This window comes from Nonlabens agnitus (genome assembly GCF_002994045.1).
Lineage (GTDB): Bacteria > Bacteroidota > Bacteroidia > Flavobacteriales > Flavobacteriaceae > Nonlabens > Nonlabens agnitus.
Genome location: NZ_MQUC01000003.1, coordinates 2,253,792 through 2,279,739, shown reverse-complemented (window position 1 = coordinate 2,279,739; position 25,948 = coordinate 2,253,792). Strand labels below are relative to the sequence as shown.

The 25,948-nt window shown below is 39.2% G+C and carries 24 protein-coding genes; 16 read left to right on the top strand and 8 right to left on the bottom strand.

Features of this window, described 5'->3' with window-relative positions; translation table 11 throughout:
- Window positions 1-109: 109 nt before the first annotated feature.
- The 4 genes from tsf to rplM form a co-directional block, all read right to left on the bottom strand.
- Complete coding sequence (tsf, locus tag BST86_RS10445) at window positions 110-1,072, bottom strand: translation elongation factor Ts (protein WP_055411165.1); 963 nt, start codon at window positions 1,070-1,072, stop codon at window positions 110-112.
- A 37-nt stretch (window positions 1,073-1,109) separates the two neighbouring features.
- A complete protein-coding gene (rpsB, locus tag BST86_RS10440) occupies window positions 1,110-1,910 on the bottom strand; it encodes a 30S ribosomal protein S2 (protein ID WP_105983196.1) in 801 nt (266 codons plus the stop codon).
- A 184-nt stretch (window positions 1,911-2,094) separates the two neighbouring features.
- Window positions 2,095-2,481, bottom strand: a complete 387-nt coding sequence (rpsI, locus tag BST86_RS10435) for a 30S ribosomal protein S9 (protein WP_055411163.1) — start codon at window positions 2,479-2,481, stop codon at window positions 2,095-2,097.
- 4 nt (window positions 2,482-2,485) lie between these two features.
- Window positions 2,486-2,941 carry a 50S ribosomal protein L13 gene (gene rplM / locus BST86_RS10430; RefSeq protein ID WP_105983195.1) on the bottom strand — a complete coding sequence of 152 codons (456 nt, stop codon included), beginning with the start codon at window positions 2,939-2,941 and terminating at the stop codon, window positions 2,486-2,488.
- 191 nt (window positions 2,942-3,132) lie between these two features.
- Here rplM and BST86_RS10425 point away from each other — a divergent pair, with 191 nt between their 5' ends.
- From BST86_RS10425 to BST86_RS10395, 7 genes are all read left to right on the top strand, one after another.
- A complete protein-coding gene (locus tag BST86_RS10425; RefSeq protein WP_105984009.1) occupies window positions 3,133-3,954 on the top strand; it encodes a hypothetical protein in 822 nt (273 codons plus the stop codon).
- A 2-nt stretch (window positions 3,955-3,956) separates the two neighbouring features.
- Window positions 3,957-4,574 carry a deoxynucleoside kinase gene (locus BST86_RS10420; protein ID WP_055411160.1) on the top strand — a complete coding sequence of 206 codons (618 nt, stop codon included), beginning with the start codon at window positions 3,957-3,959 and terminating at the stop codon, window positions 4,572-4,574.
- 527 nt (window positions 4,575-5,101) lie between these two features.
- Complete coding sequence (locus tag BST86_RS10415; protein WP_105983194.1) at window positions 5,102-6,031, top strand: retropepsin-like aspartic protease; 930 nt, start codon at window positions 5,102-5,104, stop codon at window positions 6,029-6,031.
- A gap of 169 nt (window positions 6,032-6,200) precedes the next feature.
- Window positions 6,201-6,821, top strand: a complete 621-nt coding sequence (locus tag BST86_RS10410) for a hypothetical protein (RefSeq protein WP_105983193.1) — start codon at window positions 6,201-6,203, stop codon at window positions 6,819-6,821.
- 64 nt (window positions 6,822-6,885) lie between these two features.
- Window positions 6,886-7,611, top strand: a complete 726-nt coding sequence (locus tag BST86_RS10405; protein WP_105983192.1) for an alpha/beta hydrolase — start codon at window positions 6,886-6,888, stop codon at window positions 7,609-7,611.
- The gene (locus BST86_RS10400) at window positions 7,593-7,877 is read left to right on the top strand and encodes a hypothetical protein (protein WP_105983191.1); all 285 of its coding nucleotides are present in this window, start codon (window positions 7,593-7,595) and stop codon (window positions 7,875-7,877) included. The genes BST86_RS10405 and BST86_RS10400 overlap by 19 nt, the downstream gene beginning before the upstream one ends.
- A 570-nt stretch (window positions 7,878-8,447) precedes the next feature.
- Window positions 8,448-9,458 (top strand): alpha/beta hydrolase, encoded by a 1,011-nt coding sequence (locus BST86_RS10395; RefSeq protein WP_105983190.1) that lies wholly within the window; start codon window positions 8,448-8,450, stop codon window positions 9,456-9,458.
- Window positions 9,459-9,690: 232 nt separating this feature from the next.
- Here BST86_RS10395 and BST86_RS10390 read toward each other — a convergent pair whose 3' ends face one another.
- The 4 genes from BST86_RS10390 to BST86_RS10375 all read right to left on the bottom strand — a co-directional run bounded on the left by BST86_RS10390 (window position 9,691) and on the right by BST86_RS10375 (window position 17,346).
- Window positions 9,691-10,719: an App1 family protein gene (locus BST86_RS10390; RefSeq protein ID WP_105983189.1), complete on the bottom strand. Its 1,029-nt coding sequence runs from the start codon at window positions 10,717-10,719 to the stop codon at window positions 9,691-9,693.
- Window positions 10,720-10,835: 116 nt separating this feature from the next.
- Window positions 10,836-13,208 carry a sodium-translocating pyrophosphatase gene (locus BST86_RS10385; RefSeq protein ID WP_105983188.1) on the bottom strand — a complete coding sequence of 791 codons (2,373 nt, stop codon included), beginning with the start codon at window positions 13,206-13,208 and terminating at the stop codon, window positions 10,836-10,838.
- 271 nt (window positions 13,209-13,479) lie between these two features.
- Window positions 13,480-15,990 (bottom strand): DUF5686 and carboxypeptidase-like regulatory domain-containing protein, encoded by a 2,511-nt coding sequence (locus BST86_RS10380; RefSeq protein ID WP_105983187.1) that lies wholly within the window; start codon window positions 15,988-15,990, stop codon window positions 13,480-13,482.
- A gap of 375 nt (window positions 15,991-16,365) precedes the next feature.
- Window positions 16,366-17,346 (bottom strand): pyruvate dehydrogenase complex E1 component subunit beta, encoded by a 981-nt coding sequence (locus BST86_RS10375; RefSeq protein ID WP_105983186.1) that lies wholly within the window; start codon window positions 17,344-17,346, stop codon window positions 16,366-16,368.
- A gap of 155 nt (window positions 17,347-17,501) precedes the next feature.
- Between BST86_RS10375 and BST86_RS10370 the strand changes: the two genes are divergently transcribed.
- The 9 genes from BST86_RS10370 to BST86_RS10330 all read left to right on the top strand — a co-directional run bounded on the left by BST86_RS10370 (window position 17,502) and on the right by BST86_RS10330 (window position 25,908).
- Window positions 17,502-18,248, top strand: a complete 747-nt coding sequence (locus tag BST86_RS10370) for an electron transfer flavoprotein subunit beta/FixA family protein (RefSeq protein ID WP_105983185.1) — start codon at window positions 17,502-17,504, stop codon at window positions 18,246-18,248.
- Window positions 18,249-18,382: 134 nt separating this feature from the next.
- Window positions 18,383-19,351 (top strand): electron transfer flavoprotein subunit alpha/FixB family protein, encoded by a 969-nt coding sequence (locus BST86_RS10365; protein WP_105983184.1) that lies wholly within the window; start codon window positions 18,383-18,385, stop codon window positions 19,349-19,351.
- A 91-nt stretch (window positions 19,352-19,442) separates the two neighbouring features.
- Window positions 19,443-20,054, top strand: coding sequence for a bifunctional nuclease family protein (locus BST86_RS10360; protein WP_055411153.1), 612 nt, complete (start codon window positions 19,443-19,445; stop codon window positions 20,052-20,054).
- A gap of 13 nt (window positions 20,055-20,067) precedes the next feature.
- Window positions 20,068-21,825 (top strand): nucleoside transporter C-terminal domain-containing protein, encoded by a 1,758-nt coding sequence (locus BST86_RS10355; protein ID WP_197709226.1) that lies wholly within the window; start codon window positions 20,068-20,070, stop codon window positions 21,823-21,825.
- Window positions 21,826-21,942: 117 nt separating this feature from the next.
- Window positions 21,943-22,326 (top strand): thymidylate synthase, encoded by a 384-nt coding sequence (locus BST86_RS10350; protein ID WP_105983183.1) that lies wholly within the window; start codon window positions 21,943-21,945, stop codon window positions 22,324-22,326.
- Window positions 22,327-22,453: 127 nt separating this feature from the next.
- A complete protein-coding gene (locus tag BST86_RS10345) occupies window positions 22,454-23,278 on the top strand; it encodes a thymidylate synthase (RefSeq protein ID WP_105983182.1) in 825 nt (274 codons plus the stop codon).
- A gap of 160 nt (window positions 23,279-23,438) precedes the next feature.
- Complete coding sequence (egtB, locus tag BST86_RS10340; protein ID WP_105983181.1) at window positions 23,439-24,605, top strand: ergothioneine biosynthesis protein EgtB; 1,167 nt, start codon at window positions 23,439-23,441, stop codon at window positions 24,603-24,605.
- Window positions 24,602-25,567: an L-histidine N(alpha)-methyltransferase gene (locus BST86_RS10335; protein WP_105983180.1), complete on the top strand. Its 966-nt coding sequence runs from the start codon at window positions 24,602-24,604 to the stop codon at window positions 25,565-25,567. Before egtB ends, BST86_RS10335 begins: the two co-directional genes overlap by 4 nt.
- A 59-nt stretch (window positions 25,568-25,626) precedes the next feature.
- On the top strand, window positions 25,627-25,908 hold the full coding sequence (locus BST86_RS10330) for a DUF427 domain-containing protein (RefSeq protein WP_055411146.1): 282 nt from the start codon (window positions 25,627-25,629) through the stop codon (window positions 25,906-25,908).
- Window positions 25,909-25,948 lie beyond the last annotated feature (40 nt).

The following is a 25,948-nucleotide window of genomic DNA, read 5'->3' as shown; positions in this document are numbered from 1 at the left end:
AAGATAGGACGGCTTGAAATGATAGATGTTAATTTAACTTGAAAGCGGCTACAAAAAAATCCCGTTCCTAACAAAAGGAACGGGATTTTAATATTTATGAATGTATGACTTAAGCTAGAGAAACTCTCTTGAAGCCTACTACATCTGCATTTTTAGAATCAACATATTCTGCAACTGTTTTCTTGTCATCCATGATAAAATTCTGGTCCAAAAGTGCCAACTCCTTATCAAGAGTAACGTTGTCAGAAATGAATCGCTCAATTTTACCTGGAATAATTTTGTCCCAGATCGCTTCTGGTTTTCCTTCTGCTTTCAATTCTTGCTCAAAATTAGCTTTGGCATCTGCGATAGCAGCGTCAGTCAATTGAGATCTAGAGATGAACAATGGTACATTGATCAAGTTCTTACCTAGACGACCTCTTTCAATATTGTCCTTTTCGATCGCAGCGATGCGAGCTTCAGTTTCAGACTTTACGAATTCTGGATCAAAATCTTTATAAGACAATGTAGTTGCTCCCATGGAAGCTACCTGCATGCTTACAGATTTTGCAACTTCTTCCTTGTTTTCGCTCTCTGTAGAAAGACCGGTTAATGCACCAATCTTGCCACCGTGAACATAAGCTCCAACATAAGGTGCTTCAAAAACTTCAAAGCCTCCTATTTCTAGTTTTTCACCTATGACACCAGTTTGCTCGATCAACTTTTCTTCAACGGTCATCCCATCAAAGTCTGCTGCAAGAACTTCTTCTTTAGAGTTTTTGTCCAAAGCGATTTCTGCGATTTTATCAGCAAGCTCTACGTAAGAGTCATTTTTTGCAACAAAGTCAGTCTCACAATTCAAGGAAAGTAAGATACCTCTTGTATTGTCGTCGTTGATTTTTGCTACAACCACACCTTCAGATGAATCGCGGTCTGCTCTCTTTGCAGCAACTTTTTGTCCTTTTTTTCTAAGGATATCAATTGCTTTATCAAAATCACCATCTGCTTCTACAAGGGCCTTTTTACAGTCCATCATACCAGCACCGGTAGTGTTTCTTAGTTTACCTACTTCAGCGGCGGTTATTTTTGCCATTTTGTACGTTTTTTTAATTCTGTATTTACAGAGTTATTTATTCTTCTTCTTCAGATGCTACAGCTTTCTTGGCCGCTTTTTTAGGAGCGTCCTTTTTGTCTGCTTTACCTTCTTTCTTTTTTGGTTGATCGTCATCACCTTTTTCGTTCTTACGATCTTCCAATCCAGCTTTTACAGCATCAGTAACAGATTTGATGATGATTTCAATAGATCTGGATGCATCATCATTAGATGGGATCACATAATCGATATCACGTGGATTTGCATTGGTATCTACCATTGCAAAAATTGGAATACCTAGATTCAAGGCTTCTGCAACAGCGATGTGCTCACGTACGGTATCAACGATAAATAGAGCTGCTGGCATGCGGGACATGTCAGAGATGGAACCTAAGTTCTTCTCTAATTTTGCACGCATACGGTCTACTTGAAGACGCTCTTTCTTAGAAAGAGTCTCATAGCGACCATCTTTTTTCATACGGTCAACAGTAGCCATCTTCTTAACTGCCTTACGGATAGTTACAAAGTTGGTCAACATTCCACCAGGCCATCTTTCTGTGATGTAAGGCATGCCAGCATCTTTTGCATGTTCTGCAACGATGTCCTTGGCTTGCTTCTTAGTAGCTACAAAAAGGATTTTGCGACCAGATGCAGCGATCTTGCGCAATGCAGCGTTAGCTTCATCCAGTTTTGCACTGGTTTTGTAAAGGTTGATGATGTGAATCCCGTTGCGTTCCATATAGATATATGGTGCCATGTTGGGATCCCATTTGCGGGTTAGGTGTCCAAAGTGTACACCTGCGTCAAGTAGATCCTTGACCTCAATAGTATTTGCCATTTCTTAAATAGTTTACGTTCTGTCAGATAGCAATGGATTAGTGGTCATTCCATAAGGAAATCGCCTGACCCATTTAGATGCTAAACTAGCACTCGACGGCAATCGAGTTGACAGCAAATTAAAATAATAAATAAAGAACAAAAGTATCGTCCCGCAGTTGCGGGACGATAAAGATTGTGTTGTATTAACGCTTGGAGAATTGGAATTTCTTTCTCGCTTTCTTTTGACCAAATTTCTTACGCTCTACCATTCTTGGGTCACGAGTCATAAGACCTTCAGCTTTCAATAATGTTTTCTTGTCTGCATCGATTTCTACAAGGGCTCTTGAGATCGCTAGACGTACAGCTTCTGCCTGTCCAGTGATTCCACCGCCGAAAACGTTTACACGAACATCATAACCATCCACATCGTCAGTCAACATAAACGGCTGCTTCACTTTGTATTGAAGCATTCCAGTTGTGAAATATTGATCTAATGGCTTGTTGTTGATCGTTACAGCGCCTTTACCTTCTGTAAGGTAGACTCTTGCTACGGCAGTTTTTCTTCTACCTATTTTGTGTACTGTCTCCATAGGTTTACTTTACCTCGTTAAGATTGATTGTTCTAGGTTGTTGTGCACCTTGCTCATGCTCGGCACCAGCATATACTTTAAGGTTGCGATAGATAGCAGCTCCTAACTTGTTTTTAGGCAACATACCTTTTACGGCATTTTCTACTACTCTTGCGGGATCCTTATCATAAAGCTCCTTTGCGGTAAGGCTACGCTGTCCACCTGGGTAACCCGTGTGGCGTATGTAACTCTTATCGTTCCATTTGTTACCGCTTAATTGTACTCCAGCAGCATTTATAATGATCACGTTATCACCACAGTCAACGTGCGGTGTATAATTGGTCTTATATTTACCTCTCAAGAACTTTGCGGCGATGGAAGCCATGCGTCCCAATGGTTGATCAGCAGCATCTATCAGTACCCATTCCTTGTTTACGGTAGCGCTGTTAGCTGATACGGTTTTGTAACTTAAAGTATTCACTGTGAAATAGTTTTAATTTCTTAGGCGATTTTACTAACTAAAATCGGGCCGCAAATGTACTATTAAAAATTTGATTGACAAGCCCTAGCAAATAATTTTACACAACTTATTTACAGGCACTGTGACTCTCGCGACTTTTGGAAGTCGTATTTTTAAGGCATCGCTTTACCGGCGGCAAAGATACCTATTATATGAAGTTGGTTTTCACATTGTTGGGAAGTTTATTTTTTTTCGCTTTCGCGAAAGCGCAATCCATACCATCTACCAGTACTACAGCATATTCCCTGCAGGCAGATGCGTTCTATGGTGTCGATGATTTTGAAAACCTGTACTACGGCAAAGACAACGTGTTCTATAAATCACCCATCGATGGCCGTGCCAGTGTCCCAAAACAACAGTTTTATGATGTGCAGTTGGGCGACCTGACCAGTGTGGATTTGATCAATCCGCTTAAGATTTTACTATTTTATAAGGACACACAAACCATCGTATTGCTGGATAATCGGCTCAATGAAACCCAGCGTGTGGAACTCAATCAATTGCAACCTTATCGGTATTTTGATTTTGCCGGTCTCGCTGGTGAGCGTCGTTTGTGGCTTTACAACCTGGATCAGCAGCGATTGGAATTGTACGACTATATCAATGACAAACTAGTGGTGAGTTCGCCAGTTATACAAAACCAGGTCACGCAAATGTTGACCGATTATAACTACTGTCATCTAGTAAGCGATAAAGGAGTCGCCAGCTATAACAATTATGCGAGCAAGACCAGCGAACTGAAACTTGACAACATCCATCTTGCCGATTATGATTTTGAACAGCTGGTGGTGCAACAAGACGATGCCTTCAAGATTTTTAAATTCACCGCAGATTATAAGTTCACTCCTATGGAAAACGACCTGAACATTGAACCACAAGAGCCGCCAAAATCACTTTACCTAAAGAACGGAAAACTCTATCTTTACAGCCGCGCTCGCCTGAGCGTTTTTACGACTAACCAGAAGAAGAACTAAACATGCACATCGCCGTCGCAGGAAACATAGGAGCAGGAAAGACTACACTCACAAAACTACTTGCCAAACACTATAAATGGACACCGCAATTTGAGGACGTTCTTGAAAATCCCTATCTGGAAGATTTTTATCAGGATATGGAGCGCTGGTCCTTTAACCTGCAGGTGTATTTCTTGAACAGCCGTTTTAGCCAGGTGTTGGAAATACGTGAGAGTGGAAAGAAGATCATCCAGGATCGTACGATTTATGAAGATGCGAGCATTTTTGCGCCTAACCTGCATGCTATGGGATTGTTGTCCCAGCGTGACTTTGACAACTACAGCAGGTTGTTCAACCTCATGGAAAAATTAGTGGCAGCTCCAGACTTGTTGATCTATTTGCGCAGTTCTATCCCAAACCTTGTGAACCAGATCCACAAACGTGGCCGCGATTATGAGAATTCTATCTCTATTGATTATTTAAGCCGCTTGAACGAGCGCTATGAAGCATGGATCCATGGTTACGACAAAGGGAATCTGTTGATTATTGATGTGGATAACATCGACTTTGTCAATAACCCTGAGGATCTAGGAGATATCATCAACAGGATCGATGCAGAGATGACTGGGTTGTTTGCTTAGAGTGAAGTATTTAGCTAAAAAAATTTTATTAGTCAATTTGTTTTGCATTCAACTTGAAATAATATTAGCTATGTTTTTCTGCTAATTAAACAAAAAGCGGAAAAATCTGGCAATTCAAAGTAACGCAACGCAAAATGGATCAAAAACCACACTCTCAACAACATGTAATTTGTTGAAAAGCAAAATGAAATTGATAATATATTCATTCTTTGTTCAATTGAACAGAGCTGCAACTTCTTACTTTTTAATAATATCAATTAAAGATTTTTGCTAGTTTGCTGGGATATAAAAATCTGAAAACAGTAAAATTATATTAACGGAATAAACTTTTTGGTTTTTTAAGTATCAAAAGGTAAACTCATAACGACACATATTATCTGTTGTCTCAGAATTTCTGCTAAAAAGTTGAGTGGCAATCTAAAGCATTTTCTTGGGTTTGTAAATTTATCGGATTTTTAAGCTACGAAATCCCATACCAAATTATGTTGTGAAAAGACGTAAAAAGCGATATTTATAAAAGCGATAAAATGAAAATAGTAAGAGTGTTTATTTGTTTTGCAATTATCATTTTAATTAATAGCTGCGCCGTTAACAAAGCAGAGAAATATCTCAAACAAGGAAAAACAGTACAAGAAAACTTCAAAGAAACTTTTCCATTCGAGATAAAAAATGGATTTATAATTGTACAAGCAAAAATAAAGGATGAAGATTACGATTTTATTTTAGATACCGGATCATCAAATGTAATATCCAAAAAATTCGCTGAAAGTTTAAATTTAGAGATTATTGGTAGAGAAAACATATACGATGTTTACAACAAATCTCAACTAAAAGAATATTGCAGAATAGACACAATCCAGATTGGAGGAATAGAATTTGTTGAAACTATTGGAGCTATCCTTGACTTTAACTCTGTTCCAACTTGGTCTTCTATGAATATCTCTGGATTCATTGGTTCTAATTTGATGCAACACGCCATTTGGGATATTGATTTCAAAAAAGGTCAAATTACTATAACTGACGATGAGTTGAAATTGAACTTACCAAAACAAACAATTGAGAATAAATTATTTGTTGGTTATGCGGGTATACCCTCGATAGCATGTAAAATAAATAATGAAAGAGTTTGGAACTTTACTGTGGATTTAGGATTTAATGGTGGCATAGTGATACCGTTTTCTGAATTTGAAAAACAAATAGAAGATGGGAAAATAACGGAATTCAAAAAATCGATAACCAATGGTGTAATTGGAATTTATGGCGCAGAAGATTTGTCAAGGCAATCCTATAAAGGAATAATCAATGAAATTGAATTTGGAAATTCTGCTTTAGGAGAGGAAAAAGTATATTCCGAAAAGTATCTAGAGCATTTATTCGGTTTGGATTTTTTCAAAAACTATCGCACTGTTATCAATTGGGATGATAAAAAAATAAAATTAATTGAAAGCCAGGAATAAGTAAAATAATAGCGTCAAGTAAACTTGAGATGTATTAAAATAATGTACTCAAGAGCTTAACATAGCGGTTAAAGCATTTTGCACAGTCTCTGAGTACCTAGCTAATAATTTCTGCACCTATTTAATTATACCTTTCATGAGCAAGTTAAACACAACTTAAAAAATTAATATGTTGAAAATTACAAAGATAATTACTGGACTACTGATGTTTTTAACTTTTACATCTTGTAGTGATGACGATGCTATCATTGACAACAATCAAGATTTGAAATCATACGAATTGGTTGATATACAATGGAGGTTAACAGAAACGGACGGTCAAAGAATAATAGAAGAACAGATACCTGAATTTAGTTTTGAAAATAATTCAGATACGGTGATGGAAATAGTGATTGAGCCTCTTAAAGACCTGAAAGGTTTTTCAATATTTAAGTTTGAAGATTCAGAAGCATTTTCAGTAATCAATTATGAAGAAATTAAAGTATCCATTCCAGAGGAAATTAGTTTCTTATCTGAAGGATATTCAAACTTAATTGGAGGCATCAAAGTTCCTTTAACTAATGAAAAGTCATCCTTTCCATTTTCAACGACAGTAAAAAACTCTACTAATCTTCAGCCTAACTCAAAATTGACTTCAAACTATACTGTATTCCTCCGAGAAAATAAAGCTAGTTTTTTAGCTACGTTTAAGGAAATGAACACAGGTGAAATACTAAAACTAAATGGAGGTTGGACGGGTTTGTTTTTTAATAACTTGGAAGTTGAAACAGTAACAAATCCTATAGATTAGATATTTAGTTGGCGATACGGGAAATATAATCGGCTTTGTCTAGTAAATAGAGTTATCCATAGGTATGAAAAGAACGTTTACGATAATTTTTCTGACTCTTTCGATAATCGCTAATTCTCAAAATATCTATGATTACGAGAAAGAAATAGGTAATCGGGAAAACTATATTTTTAGCGAAATTGATTTTCAAAACGAAGATGAAAATATAAAACTATCAGGAACTTTAATAACACCTAAAACCAAGTTTGATACAATAATTTTGATTGTTGCTGGAAGTGGTCGTGATTCTCGACACACACATTTTGTTTTAGCGGAAGAGTTACTTAAACACGGAATAGCTGTCTACCGTTTCGATGAACGCGGAGTTGGTAAATCAAAAGGGGAATATTCAGAATTAGTTAGAGACCTGTCAAATGATTTGGGATTTGCATTAAAAAAAATACAACAAACGTACTTAGATAAAAAAATTGGAATAATCGGACACAGCATTGGAGGAATTGCAACTCTTAATGCTATTAATGATGATATAGATTTCATCGTTTTGATTGAAACTCCTATCGCCAAAAACGGAGCGTTTCTGGTCAATCAATTCAAGATGAATTATGAAAATAGCCTTCCAGAAGTAATGCGCAAGGGAAAAACCAAAATAGAAATCACGTCATTCCTAGAAGGATACATAGATATAATAAGTAAAAGTGAACCTAATGCTACTAAAAAAGAAGTAAAAAAGTACATTAAAGAAAAAGAATTTAAAAAAGATATATTTTATTATTGGATGACACTTTTTTAATAGAAATGGCAAGAACTAATTTAGAAGATACGCTCAAGAATCTTTCTTTAAAGGCTTTATACCTTACGGGAACAGAAGATAAAATTATTAATCACGCGCAAGAAGTCGATTTAGTAAAATCTTTTAAAAATCCTAATATTGATATAAGAGTGTTTGATGGTCTAAATCATTATTTAACCGATAGAAATGGCAAAGTTGGCTCGTCACTTTACGAAATGGATAAAGAACCGCTCAATTTGATTATTAATTGGACATCGGAAAAATAACTGTGGGTCAACATGGGATATCGAAAATAGTGCAAGTTGTTTCTAACACCAAGGTTTGGGCGTTCATTGCAAGTAGCCAAATTTTAAATTTGGATTGTTTTTATTCCGAAAAGCTGTAGCTCAATTTCATCTCTACTTTTCTTATACGGCGATAAATAATTCTTAACCGTAGGTTACTTATTTAATTAGGTGGTTCACTTTCATAAGTTGAAGATTGAGTTTCTTCAAACAGTTAAACTCATTCCACGCGCATGTTGGATCGACTCGCTGGATTCTTTTACTCATAGTACCGTAAATACTTTAAAGACATTTGCCATTTCTTTGATGTCGGCTTTTTTAGCATGATTCAATAAAAGTGTAGTTGAAGTAATAAGGATTTCACTTTATTAACAAATAAATTAAAACTCTTTAAACTTTTAGTCTCAAAGTACCATCAAAAGAAAGTACACCGCAAGTAGATCTCTACTTTTTGGAGGATAAGCTTTAAAGGATTTCATAGCTTTTTAAATGTTTTATCACGAATAAAATTAACCGGAATTAATTGCTTCTTAAAACGTAAAAAACAACCCGATGAAAAATACTTTGTTAATCTCATTTGTATTTGCAGCCAAATTGATTTTCTGTCAAACGCTGAATAATGAAAAAGAGATAAAAAATATTTCGGACTTTGATTTAATAGAGGTAAGCTCTAAAATTGATAATGACATTACAATTTTCGGAACGCTACTTAAACCAAAATCGGAATTTGAAAAATTACTCATCATCGTATCTGGGACTGGAGAGATCTCCCAAAAAGCTCACAATTACTTAACTGAGTATCTTTTAGAAAATAATATCGCCGTATTTCGATTTGACAAACGAGGTGTTGGAAAATCTACAGGTACTTATGATGACCGCCTGGAAACTTACACCAATGATTTTACGGCAATATATCATGAATTAAGGGCGGTTAATTCTGTCCAAAATAAAACCATTGGTTTTTTAGGACATAGCTTAGGTGGTTTGGTCACTATTCAAGTTATTAAAAATGGTGTTAAACCCAACTTTTTAATACAATGGGCTTCACCAATTGGAAAGCCTAGGGAAATAGCAAAATATCAGATTGAAAATGGTTTTAATAATTATGATAAATATATTTCGGCTAAATCCATCAAAGAGAAAACAGAGATTTTAGAATTCGTGCATGGAGTTGTAGATGAAAACGTTGATTTAGGGACATGGGATATGTGGAAAACGATGCTCAAAGAGGCTCGAAAAAAGGGATTTAAAAGAAAGCAATTTAAAAACTACATCTCTAACTACTTTGTTGATTTTGCAAAGATTGACAACACTAATACATATAAAAATATTGATCTCCCTACTTTAATTATCATTGGTCAAAAAGATCTATTAGTTGACCCAAAACAAAGTAAAGCTGACTTGCTAGAAATTGAAAATCCAAATATAGTCTTCAAACAAATCGAAGAATTAGGTCATTTTATGACAGACATAGAGACTGACCAATCCACAAATGACATATACGATGTTGATCCATCATTTAAGGAGTATCTAGTCGACTGGGTCAACAAAATAAATCTTTAGCTTTTACTATAGATGATAATTTTTTAGTACCGTCGTCCTCTATAAATATGCTTATTTCAGATGAGTATTGTTCTTAAGAATAACTTGCTAAAAAAGGTCGCCTATCACACGTACTCGTGTTAATGAGATCGTTTATGCGATACATAATTTAGAATTGATCCTTGATGCTACCTAACTATGGTCTAGGTATGTAAAAAAAATTCACTAAAATTTATATTAGTTAATAAAGTATTTAAACAATCCATCCCATTCCACGCGCATGTTTAATCGCCTCGCTGGACTCTTTTACTAGTAAAACCGGACATATTTCAAAGGCATCTGCCATTTCTTTGATCGCCGCCATTTTTTTGGAATGGTTCACCGCTCTAATGTAGATCGCTTTAACGCGTTCAGGATATTCTGTCGCGGCATTGGTATAATAGGTGGTATCGTGCTCACCGGCATCGCCTATAAGTATGAACTGCTGATCTGGATAATGCTTTAAAATATTAATCAGTTCGTGTTCCTTGTGTGGTCGCTTTTTTTTAGGTGTACGATCCCACGGTGTTGGGAAATCACGCAAGAGAATAGGTCCTTTTGGGAATCCGTGAAAATCCACGAATTTTTCTAGATAACGATATAAATTCCATGGGCTATTGCTCAAATAAAACATGGGGTTTTGATCCTTGCCAGATGGCCCACGATGCAACAATTGGTAAAAACTCGCGGCATCCTTAAACGGCGATCGTTGGTCAAAATTCTTAAAGAACGTATTGAAGGCCACCCGCAATTTCAAGAAGCTGGTCACACCGGTTTTCATGATCGTGTCATCTATGTCACTGATCACGCCATAGGCCGTCGTGCTGGGCGGCACGAGTGTCTCACCGGTGAATTTATTGATGGATATTCTTTGTTCGGATTTCGCTTTCGCGAAAGCGGAATTCTTCTCATCAAAAGAAATAGTGATTGGCACATAGCCTTCCTCATCTGCGATTTCCTGCAAGTCGGTTTTGGTCTGTATATCAAAAAGGAAATACCCTTCGCTATCCGTAATAGCTTCAAAAAAGTTTCCATTTGGCAACGTGAGTCTGACGGGAACCCTTCTTATTTCGTCCGTTTTAAAGGCGCGCCAGGTGTTGCGCAGGGTTTGATAGAAGGTCTGCTGCTCATAAAGTTTCAACGGCTGGTCCTCAAGCGCCCGACCACGAACGTACAGGTGAAAATCACCACTATATGTACGGAAAACGTCGATGATCCATGGATCGCGCTGGAATAATGCCATAAACTAATTTGAAATTGAAATATACAATCTATGTAAATGAGTTCGCGGTAGATTCTCTTAAAAACAAAAGCCGTCCTGAAAACAGAACGGCTTTAGATCTTGTATGATGAAGTCGTCTAACGTAGTGCCAAAGGATTTAGAGCGCGCTCTGCCGCATTTGCTGGCTTGAAGTAATACATACCAGCATCGCAGGCGATGGATAATTCTTCGTTTTGGGCAGTTTCCAGTTCGTCTTGATTTTCTAGCTGAATCTCCGTAGGAACAACAGCAGTCTCTACCTCATCGCTGTGATTTCCTAAAATAGGAGCAATCACCAGTCCTATCAAACAAGTCAGCTTGATCAAGATGTTCATGGATGGACCTGAAGTGTCTTTGAATGGATCACCTACCGTATCACCGGTAACGGCCGCTTTGTGCGCGTCAGATCCTTTATAGGTCATCTCGCCATTGATCATCACACCAGCTTCAAAAGACTTTTTAGCATTGTCCCAGGCACCACCGGCGTTGTTCTGGAAGATGGCCCATAGCACACCACTCACGGTAACACCAGCCATGTAGCCACCTAGCATTTCTGCAATCGCTAGCGGATTCATACCAAAAATCATCGGCACAAAAGCAATCACCAATGGGAAACCTATGGTCAGTAGACCTGGCAACATCATTTCTTTCAAAGATGCCTTGGTTGAAATATCCACACATTTATCATACTGTGGTTTTCCAGTTCCTTCCATAATACCAGGAATCTCACGGAACTGTCTTCTCACTTCTTCCACCATTTCCATGGCTGCTTTTCCTACCGCATTCATCGCAAGTGCGCTGAAAACTACAGGCACCATACCGCCTACAAACAACATCGCAAGAACTGGCGCTTTAAAAATGTTGATACCGTCAATTCCCGTAAACGTCACATAGGCTGCAAAAAGCGCTAAGGATGTCAAGGCTGCTGAAGCAATGGCAAATCCTTTACCCGTTGCCGCAGTCGTGTTTCCAACAGAATCCAAAATATCCGTACGCTCACGCACGATAGGTTCCTGCTCGCTCATCTCTGCAATACCACCAGCATTGTCAGAAATAGGGCCGAAGGCATCAATGGCCAGCTGCATCGCCGTGGTTGCCATCATGGCGCTGGCCGCTAGAGCCACACCATAGAATCCTGCAAAAGCATAAGATGCCCAAATAGCACCAGCAAAAAGAATTACCGAAGGAAAAGTAGAAATCATACCCGTTGCAAGACCAGCGATAATGTTAGTCCCAGCACCAGTAGACGATTGCTGTACAATTTTAAGGATAGGTTTTTTACCTAGTCCTGTGTAATATTCAGTTACTGATGAGATTACGGCTCCTACGATAAGACCTACGAGCGTTGCGTAAAACACATTAAGCCATGAAATCGTCATTGCGCCTTCTCCATAAAAATTCATGGTCATGGTTTCTGGAAGTAGGTAGTAACACAGTCCAAAACAAGAGAGAGCTACCAGAATAATCGACGTCCAGTTCCCTACATTGAGAGCGCCCATCACTTGAGCTTCCTTAGCATCGTTACTGGAAATCTTCACCAGCATCGTACCTATCACTGAAATAATAATCCCAAAACCGGCAATCGCCATAGGTAACAAAATAGGACCTATCCCGCCAAAACCTTCATTTACAATATCGCCGCCCATATCACGTATCACATAATTACCCAACACCATCGCCGCAAGAACAGTCGCCACATAAGAACCGAATAAGTCTGCGCCCATACCAGCAACATCACCTACGTTGTCACCTACGTTATCTGCAATGGTTGCAGGGTTACGAGGATCATCTTCTGGGATTCCAGCTTCTACCTTACCCACAAGGTCAGCGCCTACGTCGGCTGCTTTTGTGTAGATACCACCGCCAACTCTGGCAAAAAGTGCAATACTTTCTGCACCTAGTGAGAAACCGGCAAGAGTTTCAAGCACTATAGTCATTAACTCGCCAGGTGTTTTCATGACTCCGCCAAATTCTGCTGGAGCCCATTCACCATTCATGAAAACGTGAAAAAATATGATAAAGAATGCCGTTAATCCTAAAACCGCAAGAACTGCGACACCTAATCCCATCACCGTACCACCGCCAAAGGAGATTTTTAAAGCCTTAGGCAAACTGGTTTTAGCTGCTTGTGTGGTTCTAACATTGGTTTTGGTAGCAATTTTCATCCCTATATTTCCTGCATAGGCAGAAAACAAGGCTCCAAAAATAAAGGCCACAAAAATCATCCAGTGTGTGGTAGGCACTACAAAGGATACTACCGCCAGTAGTATGGCTACAACGACAACAAATATGGATAGCAGTTTATATTCTGCTTTTAAGAATGCCAGCGCGCCCTCATAAATATGATCAGAAATCTCTTTCATCTTGCCGTCGCCGGCATCTTGTTTCATGACCCAGGACTTCTTGGTCAGCATAAATACAAATCCTAATGCGGCCAGAGCGAGTGGCGCATAAATAACTAATTCTTCCATGTGTTAATTGATTGTTTTTAATTGTCGCTAATGTAATAAAATTCTGTTAACGATAATATGAACTGTCAATATCTAAGAAAACGATGCTTCCAGCCATAAAAAAATAGGATTGTGATAATTCTAGAGTAAAAGGAAGAGATTTTGGCTACCACAAGATAAACCAGCAAGATTTTGATGAACCTAACATGCTTAAATAGAAAAAGCTGTGGGTTTTAGTGCAGTTCGCTTTCGCGAAAGCGAACTCAAAAAAACATATGTACAAAACAGGAACCTAGAAACTAAACCCGAAGCTGCCAGTAATGGCAAAGGTGCGTGCATCTGGAAGCTCGCGATAGTTGCCTCTAAAACTTGCGTCAATCCTCAAGATGCGAAAGATGTTACCTATCCCAAAACTATATTCGTAGTAGATGTCTTCTGGTGCTCGATAATCGATACTGCTGCGGTTGATGGCAATATTATCATCACTTATGGTACCATAAACGGCTTTAAATCCTACCAACTCGCGCAGGTCGAGTTGCTGCAATCTAGGAATACGAGAGAAAATGCGTCCATTGAAATTGTGGTCCAGATGTAGGGTCACGTACTCATCTGTTACAAATTCATAAAAATTCATCGTGTTGAATGCTCCAGAGATATTGAAGAGCGTCTGGTTACCTGGAACTACATTCAGTAATGCTAATGGAACGGTTCCAAAGGTTTTTCCAGCCTCGACACGCGCTCGCAATCTACCATAACCACCTATTTGTAAAGGATGTTCATAATAGAATTGCATTTTGTCATAATTGAAGTCACTATTGAGAACACCTTCCAGACCTCTAGTGTAATTGGCATATAGAATAGGGTACTGAAACGAGTTGATAATGGTTCTATCCACGCCATAGTTGGAGGTCTTGCGGCCTGGTGTGTAGGTCATGGAAAGTCCAATATCACTTTGATTGACCTGTCCATTGATCATACCGTTATCGTCGAGATAATCGAGACTAAAGAAATCTGGGTTTGCGGTTTTGATGGTTCTATAACTTCCACCTAAACGAAACTCCAAGTTGTACAATGGCTCAAAACTCAAACTTACCGTCGATAGGTTGATCGAAGATAACCTGCCGTTATTTCCTGTACTGATCAATGCACTAGACGCAAGACTACGACCTAGTACGTCATTGGTATTGGTTAAGCTTGCGGCAAGCTGTTCAATGTCTCTACGGTTTCCTGCTTGTACGGTAAGGCGACTGCGTTTATCCAGTAGGTATTTTCCAGAAATTCCATACTTGACCTGGTCATCTCTAAAACCATAGGCAAGATATCCTTCTAATCGCCATGGATCATTTGCCGTAAAATAGGTGCGTCCACCACCGCGTAATCGTAAACCCTCCACATCATTAAATCCAAAAATTGAAAAGACCGGACCTATGTCAAAATTGTCCACTTCATAGTAACCAGAAGCGAGAATAGAACCTATGTTGTAAAGGCGATTAAACTTTTTGTTTTGGCGCAAGGTGTCCAGCATGGTGTAGATTTGCTTTTCATCCTTGTTCAGTTTTTCCAAACGGTTTTCATCCCAATATGCCTCGCTACGGTTATAGGTTTCTGGATCGTAGTCATTGACGCGACGACGGTAGAAATCTTCTTTTTTAGCGATATCAAATTGATATTTATCGAACAGTGTTGTGCGTTTTCCATACACACCTTTGGCTTCTTCCTTTTTTCTAAAAGAAAAATCGCTTTGAAAATAATCGCGTGTGATCAAAAACAAACTGTCGCCTAGAACATCATATTCCTGTTCGATATAAATATCTTTTACCCAGTTGACGTTGGCACTTTTAGTGGCCTGCAGATTAATCTCTTTTATGGCAAAAGTGGAGTCGGCTACCCAGAAATCTCCTTTAAAGGTAAGCTCGCCCTTGCGACGTGGATAGTATACGATATTAAAGGCACGCACACCATCTACATTTGCTGTATCACGCAGTACATAATTATAGGTGTCAATTCCAGCTCGACCTATGGGACTCACAAAACTTTTATCAAAAAATTTAAGGTGTCGATCATAGATATCAATATCTGTATAAAGGTCTTTTACCAGCGCAATTAAAGTCTGGTTATTGGAGAATCCAGAGTTCTTATTGGCCTTTACATTCTCCTTTTCTTTATTCAGTAAATTGTCTCCATATACTGTAGAAAGGGATTCATTGATAAAAATGGGTAGATAGGTCTTACCACTAACAGCACTTGTGTCTGCATAATCAAAGACAAACTCCATTCCCTTAAAAAGATTTGAATTGATCATGGCGCTGTCGATGGTGTTTAAGTCAAACTCCAGCTTTTCATATTTCTCATACTGGTACTGTTTGAATTGGCTTAACCCATTCTTACGCCTATTTTCCCAGATCTTTCGCAGGATGTCCAGTGCTGGATTGTTTTTCTTTGAGGTCTTGCCAGAGTAAACGACGACTGCATTAAGTTGCGCTTCATCACTTTCCAGTGTGATGTTAAAATCTAGTTTAACACTACTCTCCAGATCTATAATTTTGGTTTTGTAGCCTACAAAGGAAATTTCGATCTGGTTATAGGACTCGTCTGACTGCAGATAGAATCGACCGTCATCATTGGTGATCGTACCTTCATAAGTTCCAGGAAAGATCACATTTGCAAAGGGAACCGTCACGCCATCTGTGTCATAGACAACACCACCAACTTTAGTTTGTGCCGTCAATGTGAACGAGCAAAGTAAAACGGTAAAAATCGCTAGAAACGATTTCAAATTAAATAGATAATAGTTATCTGTCATTGCGTGGATTACAAGAGTCGAAGATATGACGACTCCACCAATCTTAGTGTTATGAAAACAAAAAATCGAGCCAGCTTCCCTACAAGCAGACTCGATTATTAATAAGGATTAAACCCTTATTAATTTTCAAAACTTACGTAAAATGGGAACTACTGGTTTTTAATCGTATTGAAACTGAAATTATCTGTTCCAAAAAATGGAAATAGGTTAATCGGGAAGCGGATGAGTTAAGGAAGAAATCTGCGTTATTTCAAGTTCGCTTCCCTGACTGACCGGCAGGCTTTCGCGAAAGCGAACTCATCTAACTCCAATTTTACAACACAAAAAATCCCAACTCGCAGGAGCTGGGATTTAATATATGGGAAGAAAGTTTTTTTACTTTCTGTACATTACTTTTTTGACACCTTCTACGACATCGTCACTGTTAGGCAACCATTCTGCTAGTAATACTGGAGAATAAGGCGCTGGAGTATCTGCGGTGTTGATCTTATAGATAGGAGCATCCAGATAGTCAAAAGCTTCTGCCTGCACCATGTGGGAAATCTCAGTCGATACATTACCAAATGGCCACGCTTCCTCAAGAATAACAAGTCTGTTGGTTTTCTTGACAGATTTTAAGATGGCTTCTTTATCATAAGGGCGCACGGTTCTCAAGTCGATGATCTCGCAAGAGATGCCGTCTTTTTCCAATTCTTCAGCAGCGGTATAGGCTTCTTTAATGATCTTACCAAAAGATACAATCGTCACATCGGTACCTTCACGTTTGATTTCTGCCACACCTATAGGTAGGATGTACTCATCTTCAGGAACTTCACCTTTATCACCGTACATCTGCTCAGACTCCATAAAGATTACAGGATCGTCGTCGCGTATAGCGGCTTTAAGCAATCCTTTGGCATCGTATGGGTTTGAAGGTACGATGACCTTAAGTCCAGGTGTATTTGCAAACCAGCTTTCAAAAGCCTGTGAATGCGTTGCTGCTAGCTGTCCAGCACTTGCGGTAGGTCCTCTAAAGACGATAGGACACTTTAATTGTCCACCAGACATCTGGCGTATTTTTGCTGCGTTGTTGATGATCTGATCGATTCCAACTAGCGAGAAGTTAAATGTCATATATTCCACAATAGGACGGTTGCCGGTCATGGTAGACCCTATGGCAACACCAGCAAATCCTAGCTCAGAAATAGGAGTGTCGATAACGCGCTTAGGGCCAAATTCATCGAGCATTCCTTTTGAAGCTTTATAAGCACCATTATATTCCGCAACTTCCTCACCCATAAGGTAGACGGACTCATCACGTCTCATTTCTTCACTCATCGCTTCGCAAATCGCCTCGCGGAATTGTATTGTCTTCATAAAATTATTGATCTTGTACTACGAACAAAAATAGGCCTTAAAGAACTATCTGCTTAAAAAGTCTAACAAAATTTTATTATGCACGCATAGTTTATTGTGTGATTTTTAATTAATTTCGTGGACATTGAATTATTGATAATAAAACACCTCATAAAATGAAGATATTAGTTTGCATCAGCCATGTGCCAGATACAACCTCAAAAATCAATTTCACAGACGATAACACTCAGTTTGATACTAATGGTGTGCAGTTTGTGATTAATCCTAATGACGAGTTTGGTCTAACTAGAGCCATGTGGTTCAAGGAAAAGCAAAACGCGAGTGTGGATGTGGTTACTGTAGGTGGTGCGGAAGTAGAACCTACCTTGAGAAAAGCCCTAGCTATAGGTGCAGATCAAGCAATACGAGTGGACACGCCAGCCGTGGATGGTTATGCCGTGGCAAAAGAACTCGCAGATGTTGTAAAAAACGGTGGTTACGATCTTGTTATTGCTGGTCGTGAGTCTATTGACTATAACGGCGGTATGGTACCAGGAATGGTAGCTGCCATGACTGGATCCAGTTTTGTAAACACTTGTATTTCCTTAGAAATTGATGGTGATACCGCGACTGCAACCCGTGAGATTGATGGTGGTAAAGAAACAGTAAAAGCAAGTCTACCACTTGTGATAGGTGGCCAGAAAGGTCTGGTTGAAGAGAGCGACCTTAGAATACCAAACATGCGTGGAATCATGATGGCTCGTAAAAAGCCACTCGATGTCAAGGCTCCTGTTGGTGCGAGTACAGAGACCAGTACGGTTTCTTTTGAAAAGCCTGCACCTAAAGGAGAAGTTACTTTGGTAGACGCAGACAATCTTGATAAGCTGATTGATCTGTTGCACAACGAGGCAAAAGCGATCTAGAGATTCTCTTTTTTCGCTTTCGCAAAAGCGAACTAAAAAGAAGTTTATGCCGCACCTGATGCGGCAGGAAAGCGAACCAATTATAAACCACAGTGGAACCTTCTTATATTAGATTCCACATCAAAATTTAAGATATGTCAGTTTTAGTATATACAGAATCAGAAAACGGAGCCTTTAAAAAAACGGCTTATGAAGTGGCGAGTTATGCCAAAGGAATTGCAGACATGCTGGGAACAGACGTTGCGGCCATCTCTTTTAACGCCACAGACGCGGGCGAGCTGGGAACTTATGGTGTAAGCAAATTGCACAATGTCAAAGAGGCCAAGCTTGACAAATTCAACGCAGGCGCTTATGCAGACGCCATTGCTCAAGCTGCCAAGGCAGAAGATGCAAAAGTGATCGTGATCAGTTCCAGTGCAGATTCCAAGTATTTGGGATCTCTATTGAGCGTCCATTTAGACGCTGGATACGTTTCAAACGTAGTGGCTTTGCCTTCAAGTGCAGATCCGTTTACTGTTAAGAGATCTGTTTTTACCAATAAAGCTTTTAGCAACACACAAATCTCCACCGACCGTAAGTTAGTTGGATTGTCCAAAAACGCATATGGCCTTAAAGAAAACCCAACTGATTGTACCGTAGTTGACTTTGCACCATCCTTTAACGATGATGACTTTAAAGTAGAAGTGCAGTCTGTCGACAAGGCTACCGACAAAGTAACTATTGCAGATGCAGAGGTTGTCGTGAGTGCTGGTCGTGGTATGAAAGGACCAGAAAACTGGGCAATGATTGAAGAACTTGCAGATGTTCTGGGAGCAGCCACCGCTTGTTCCAAACCAGTAAGCGATATGGGATGGAGACCACATGGAGAACACGTGGGACAAACTGGTAAGCCTGTAGCTTCCAACTTATATATTGCGATAGGGATTTCTGGAGCGATCCAGCATCTAGCAGGAATCAACTCTTCTAAAGTAAAAGTAGTTATCAATACAGATCCAGAAGCGCCGTTCTTTAAGGCAGCAGACTATGGAGTCGTTGGTGATGCTTTTGAAGTGGTACCTGCACTCATTGAGAAATTGAAGGCATTTAAGGCAGCTAATGCCTAATACCTAAAGAAATATTAAATTTAAGGCTGTGCAATATGAGAAAATGCTCATTTTTGCACAGCCTTTTTCTATTTAAGTCCATTTATAAATAATGAGTCTAAAACGACTTAACATACGCGGAATCTCCTATAGCCAGACACAAAATGGTGCGTATGCGTTGATCCTAAAAGAATCTGGTGGTAATCGACAGTTGCCTATAGTGATTGGTGCTTTTGAAGCACAGAGTATTGCTATAGCACTGGAAAAGGAAATAAGCCCACCACGACCTTTGACCCACGATCTTTTCAAAAGTTTTGCAGAGCGTTATGGTATCGTCGTGAAGCAGGTTATCATTCATAAATTGGTCGACGGTGTGTTCTACAGTAGTTTGATTTGTGAAAAGGACAAAATTGAAGAAATTATTGATGCGAGAACAAGTGATGCTATCGCTCTAGCAGTGCGCTTTAAGGCGCCTGTGTTTACCTATGAGAATATTCTTGACGAGGCAGGAATCCAACAGCAAATTTCAGCAGACAAGGATTTGGTGGATGAAGATGAAGATAGTGATGAGCTTATAGAAGAATTGATCAATACACCTATAAGTGAGCAAAACGATTACAGCAGTTTGTCCATGGACGAACTCAATAAAATGCTCCAGGAAGCAGTGAGTAATGAGAATTATGAGCTGGCTGCCAGCATTAGAGATGAGATCTCAAAAAGATAACCTATCATTTTATATGAAGATTTTAAACCCTGCGCTGACCGGCTTTTTTCTGTTTGTTTCTTTATTATACTCTACTCTTGTCACTGCGCAGACAGACCAGATTTCAATTGAGGGAACCTGGAAGATCAACTCTACAGATCAAAATTATAAGCCTGCCACTTTTAAGGGTGCTGCGATTGATTCGGTAGCATTCGGGAAAAACAATTTCACCTATTATCTGGCGTCAGATTCCCTACAACAAGCAGCGGGTAATTATTTTTATGACGAGAACGAGTTGACCCTATATTTTGTAGAGCCAAACGATAATGCAAAACGTTACAAGGTTGACAATTTAACCAATGATCTGCTGGTCTATTCCAGCGATACAGAATCCTTTGACTTTTCCAGAAATACAGAACCACTTGAGGTTGCTCCAGATGATACCGTACAGCAAGATTTTGCTGTGGATCCATCCAAAGGATTTGGTTTTACGTTCACTAGTTTGTACCGCGGCCTTATTGGTATCGTTTTTATTATAGGACTTTGCTTTTTATTGAGTGCGAACAAAAAGAAAATCGACTGGAAACTGGTCGCTACTGGATTGGGCTTGCAAGTGGTTTTCGCTGTATTAGTCTTGAAAGTACCGGCAGTAGCCTACGTTTTTGACTGGATTTCTAATAAAGTAGTAGATTTCTTAAATGTTTCAGAAGCTGGAGCAGACTTCGTTTTTGGCGATTTAATCGATGTCAACTCCAGTTTAGGCTACATATTTGCTTTCAAAGTCCTGCCTACTATTGTATTCTTTTCGGCATTTACCTCGCTACTTTATTACTTAGGCATCCTTCAAAAAATCGTTTACGGTTTTGCATGGGTGATGAGTAAAACCATGCGATTAAGTGGTTCTGAATCCTTAGCGGCTGCTGCAAATATTTTTATAGGTCAAACAGAGGCACCGTTAGTGGTGAAACCTTACTTGGATAAAATGACCAAGTCAGAAATGCTTTGTCTTATGGTGGGTGGTATGGCAACCATCGCCGGTGGTGTTCTTGCTGCATTCATCGCCTTTCTAGGTGGCGATAGTGATGCTGAAAAAATTATTTTCACAAAACACCTGTTGACGGCGTCCATCATGAGTGCGCCAGCAGCTATCATCATCGCAAAAATCTTATTCCCAGAAGAGAACAAAGACGACATCAATAGAGAATTGGATATTTCTAAGGAAAAAATAGGATCCAATGTTCTGGATGCCATCTCTCGAGGCACGACAGATGGATTGAAACTCGCGGTAAACGTTGGTGCGATGTTACTTGTTTTCACAGCGATCATGGCAGTTTTGAATTGGATGCTGGGTGATCTAATAGGCGATCCTACAGGCTTGAACGACAAGATTGTTCAATGGACTGATGGTAGATACCAGTCTTTTTCCATGCAATACATCATGGGTAATCTATTTGCTCCTGTAGCCTGGCTTATCGGTGTGCCGTTTGAAGACATTGTTGCCGTAGGTCAATTGTTAGGTGAAAAAACAATTCTCAATGAATTCTTTGCCTATGCATCATTAAGTACCCTAAAAAATACGGGTGTTCTTGTAAATTATCGATCTATAGTGATTGCTACCTACGCTCTTTGCGGGTTTGCAAATTTTGCCTCGATAGGTATTCAAATAGGTGGAATAGGAGTTCTGGCACCATCGCAACGCGATGTTTTGGCAAAGTTTGGAATTAAGGCTTTGATAGGTGGTACTTGTGCTGCGCTACTTACTGCTACCATTGCTGGGATGCTTTTTGGATAGTCAAAACGTGACTAATATTTCTTTGCTTTTTCAAGTTTATCACAAATAATTGGTTTCCATTTAACCTTTATTTAGTATTACGTTATACATTTACCCAATAATTAGTTAAGGAGAAATATGTCTCAAGTAGAAGTGAAAAAATTTGATTTTGGACAGATAGAGTTTTATGACAACTATGTTATTAGCACTCTCCTACCTAATACCACGGTTACCACTTCTATTGCTAAGGCTATTTTAACATCCATCAAGGATCATTTTGGAAACAAAAAAATGGTATATATCTCGAATCGGGAATTTGGCCATGAAGTGGATCTTTCAGTTTATAAAATGGTGAACCCTAAAAAAATGGTGGGCATTGCTATGGTTTCTAGCCAGCGAGAAGAACTGGTGCGATCGGTTAGTAAGGAGCAAGAAGTGTATTCTGGTTCATTTGGAGTCTTCAATTCTATAGAAAGTGCTGTTTCCTGGGCAAAGTCCTTTCTTGAAGAACAAGAAGACTAATTCTAATAACACGTTGAAAAATTAGCTGGATCAAATTCTTTATTCAATTTGGTTCATCATTCTATTTCTTATTTTTCAACTTTAGTTAAAGTGTTTTCGTTTACGCTGAAACAGACAAGCATTTCTCATGAAGCAATATCACAACCTTTTACAATACATACTGGATAATGGTAACGACAAAGGTGACCGTACGGGCACTGGTACGCGCAGTGTTTTTGGCCAGCAATTGCGATTTGACCTTCAAGAAGGATTCCCTTTAGTAACTACAAAAAAAGTACATCTCAAAAGCATTATTTATGAGTTGCTGTGGTTGCTCAAGGGAGATACTAATATCAAGTATCTACAGGATCATGGCGTGCGTATCTGGAATGAGTGGGCAGACGAAAATGGAAATTTAGGTCCTGTTTATGGGCACCAGTGGCGCAACTGGAACAGTGAAGGTGTTGACCAGATAAAGGACGTGATCCATACCATCAAGAACAATCCCAACAGCCGTCGCATGATGGTCACCGCATGGAATCCCAGTGTAATGCCAGATACCAGCAAGAGTTTTGCAGAAAACGTTGCCAATGGCAAAGCGGCATTACCACCATGTCATGCCTTCTTTCAGTTTTATGTGGCAGATGGTAAATTGAGCTGCCAGCTCTACCAGCGCAGTGCAGATGTATTTTTAGGCGTTCCCTTCAACATTGCAAGCTACGCCTTGCTTACCATGATGGTTGCTCAGGTTTGCGGGCTGGATTACGGTGATTTTGTGCACACTTTTGGTGACGTGCACATCTATTCCAACCATCGCGAGCAGATTGACCTGCAACTCTCCAGAACACCACGCGATTTGCCTACCATGAAACTCAATCCAGAAATCAAAGACATATTTGATTTCAAATACGAAGACTTTACCTTGGAAAATTACGATCCCTATCCGGCGATCAAGGCTGCTGTGGCGGTGTAATATTGTTAGAAATATTTTGGTGGAGGTTTCGCTTTCGCGAAAGCGAAATCACAAAAAACATCATTTATATTTTATAAATTGCTGGTTTCAGCGGTCTGTTTAACTAGAAGTTAACTCAAACAGGAATCTGCTTACAATCAAAACCACTTAAATTTGAGTAGTGAATCAAGATCAACCACTTCTCGAACTTTTCAATCAAACCAGAGCCGACTCTGAAAACATCTGTAAACCGCTGGCTACAGAGGATTATGTGGTACAGCCTATTGTAGATGTATCACCACCTAAATGGCATTTGGGACACACGACCTGGTTTTTTGAAGAATTCCTGCTTACCAAATATCTATCGGGCTACCGAAGATTTGATGAGCGATATGCCTATGTATTCAACAGTTACTATGAAAGCATGGGAAAACGTGTCGTGCGAACAGATCGCGGTAATCTATCACGTCCCAGCGTTTCTGATGTCTACAGCTATCGAGCGCATGTCACCAATGCAATGATACAGTTGTTGTACAGCGAGCCAGCTGCAGAGGTTCTAGAGGTGATAGAAATAGGGATCCATCACGAGAAGCAACATCAAGAATTGTTGCTTACAGATATCAAATACATTTTAGGCAACAACCCATTGCAGCCTATTTATGGAGCGCAAAAGAATGAGGTTTTTGTAGAGCACCAGCCTGCACAAATGATTCCCATTGATGATGGAATTTATCATATAGGGCATGACGAAGACACTTTTTGTTATGATAATGAACTGCCTAGGCATCGGGTTTTTGTAGAGCCGTATGCTATTTCAAATAAGCTGGTGACGAATGGAGAATGGATGCAGTTTATTGAAGATGGCGGCTATACCAAGGTTTTGCTTTGGCATACAGAAGGTTGGGATTGGGTTCAAAAAAACGACATAAACGCACCTATGTACTGGTTTAATGACAACGGTACATGGAACAACTATTTACTTTCGGGATCCCTAGAAATAGATAAGAATGCAGCCGTCACTCATATTTCCTACTATGAAGCTTATGCCTTTGCACAATGGAAAGGTTTGAGACTACCTACTGAATTTGAATGGGAAATAGCTCAAGATAAATTCAAATGGGGTGAACGATGGGAATGGACAGAAAGTGCTTACCTACCTTATCCCAATTACCAGAAACCAGATGGTGCTCTAGGCGAGTACAATGGTAAATTCATGGTCAATCAAAAAGTATTAAGAGGTAGTTCCATTGCCACTGCAGCCAACCATGCACGTCCTACCTACCGCAATTTTTTCCATCCTTATTTGAGATGGCAATTTACAGGCTTAAGACTAGCCCAATCTTTATGACTAAAAAAGAGACCTTTCAAAAGGAATTTGAAGACCATGTCAAAAAAGGACTGACTTCATCTCCTAAATACTTGAGTTCAAAATATATCTATGATGATAAAGGCGACCGTCTATTTCAACAAATCATGGAGTTACCAGAATACTATCTCACAGGAGCCGAGTATAATATTATAGATTCCTATAAAACAGATTTACGCAAACTATTAACCATTGATGGCGGCTTTGATTTGATCGAGTTGGGTGCCGGTGATGGTAAAAAAACAAAAGTGTTGCTCAAGGAATTGTGTGATCATCAAACTGATTTTACATATAAACCCATCGATATTAGCCAAAATGCGATTGATCAATTGGCACAGGATTTATTGCAAGTGTTTCCCAATCTAGATGTGCAAGGCGAGCAAGGAACCTATTTTAAGGTGCTGGAAGAACTTGCCCAGTACAACAAAAGACCCAAAGCGATTTTTGTCCTAGGCTCCAACATAGGGAATCTTCAACATCCAGAAGCCATTGATTTTTTAAGTAAGCTAAGAGAAATCATGAGCAATAAGGATGTCTTGTTTATGGGGTTTGATCAAAAGAAAGATCCGTTAACGATTCAAAATGCTTATGCCGATTCCCAGGGCATCACACAGGAGTTCAATAGAAATCTTTTGCACCGCATCAATAAAGAAATGCAGGCTGATTTTCCAGTAGATGTTTTTGAACATTGGGAAGCATACGATCCACAAACAGGAACGGCAAAGAGCTATCTACTTGCCACGGAACCTTGTACGGTTGACGTGAGGCATTTAAACCTACAAGTTGAGTTTAAGAAATGGGAAACCATTCATACCGAGATTTCTCAAAAATATGATGATGATACTGTGGAGTGGCTTGCGCAGAAGGCAGGTCTGTCTATCGCAGGTATTTACGAAGACGATCGTGAATATTTCAAGAATTATCTTTTTAAAAGAGATTCGTAATTTCCTATTCATACTTTCTTTTAAACGTATATAGTTGATTTTGAATTATATTTATGTTTATGAAAGCCATCTGGAACAATAAAGTCATAGCAGAAAGTGATACAACCGTAGTGGTGGAGAACAACCACTATTTCCCAAAATCTTCATTAAAACAAGAGTTCTTCAAACCCAGCGATAAAACTACCTCTTGTCCCTGGAAAGGAACAGCCAGCTATTATTCATTAGAGGTTGAGGATAAAACCAATAAGGATGCCGCATGGTATTATCCAGACCCTAAAATGGCCGCCAAAGAAATTGAGGGACATGTGGCATTTTGGAAAGGTGTTGAGGTTACTAAATAGAGTAAGCGTTTAGTACTTGATTTTAATTTATTCGCTTTCG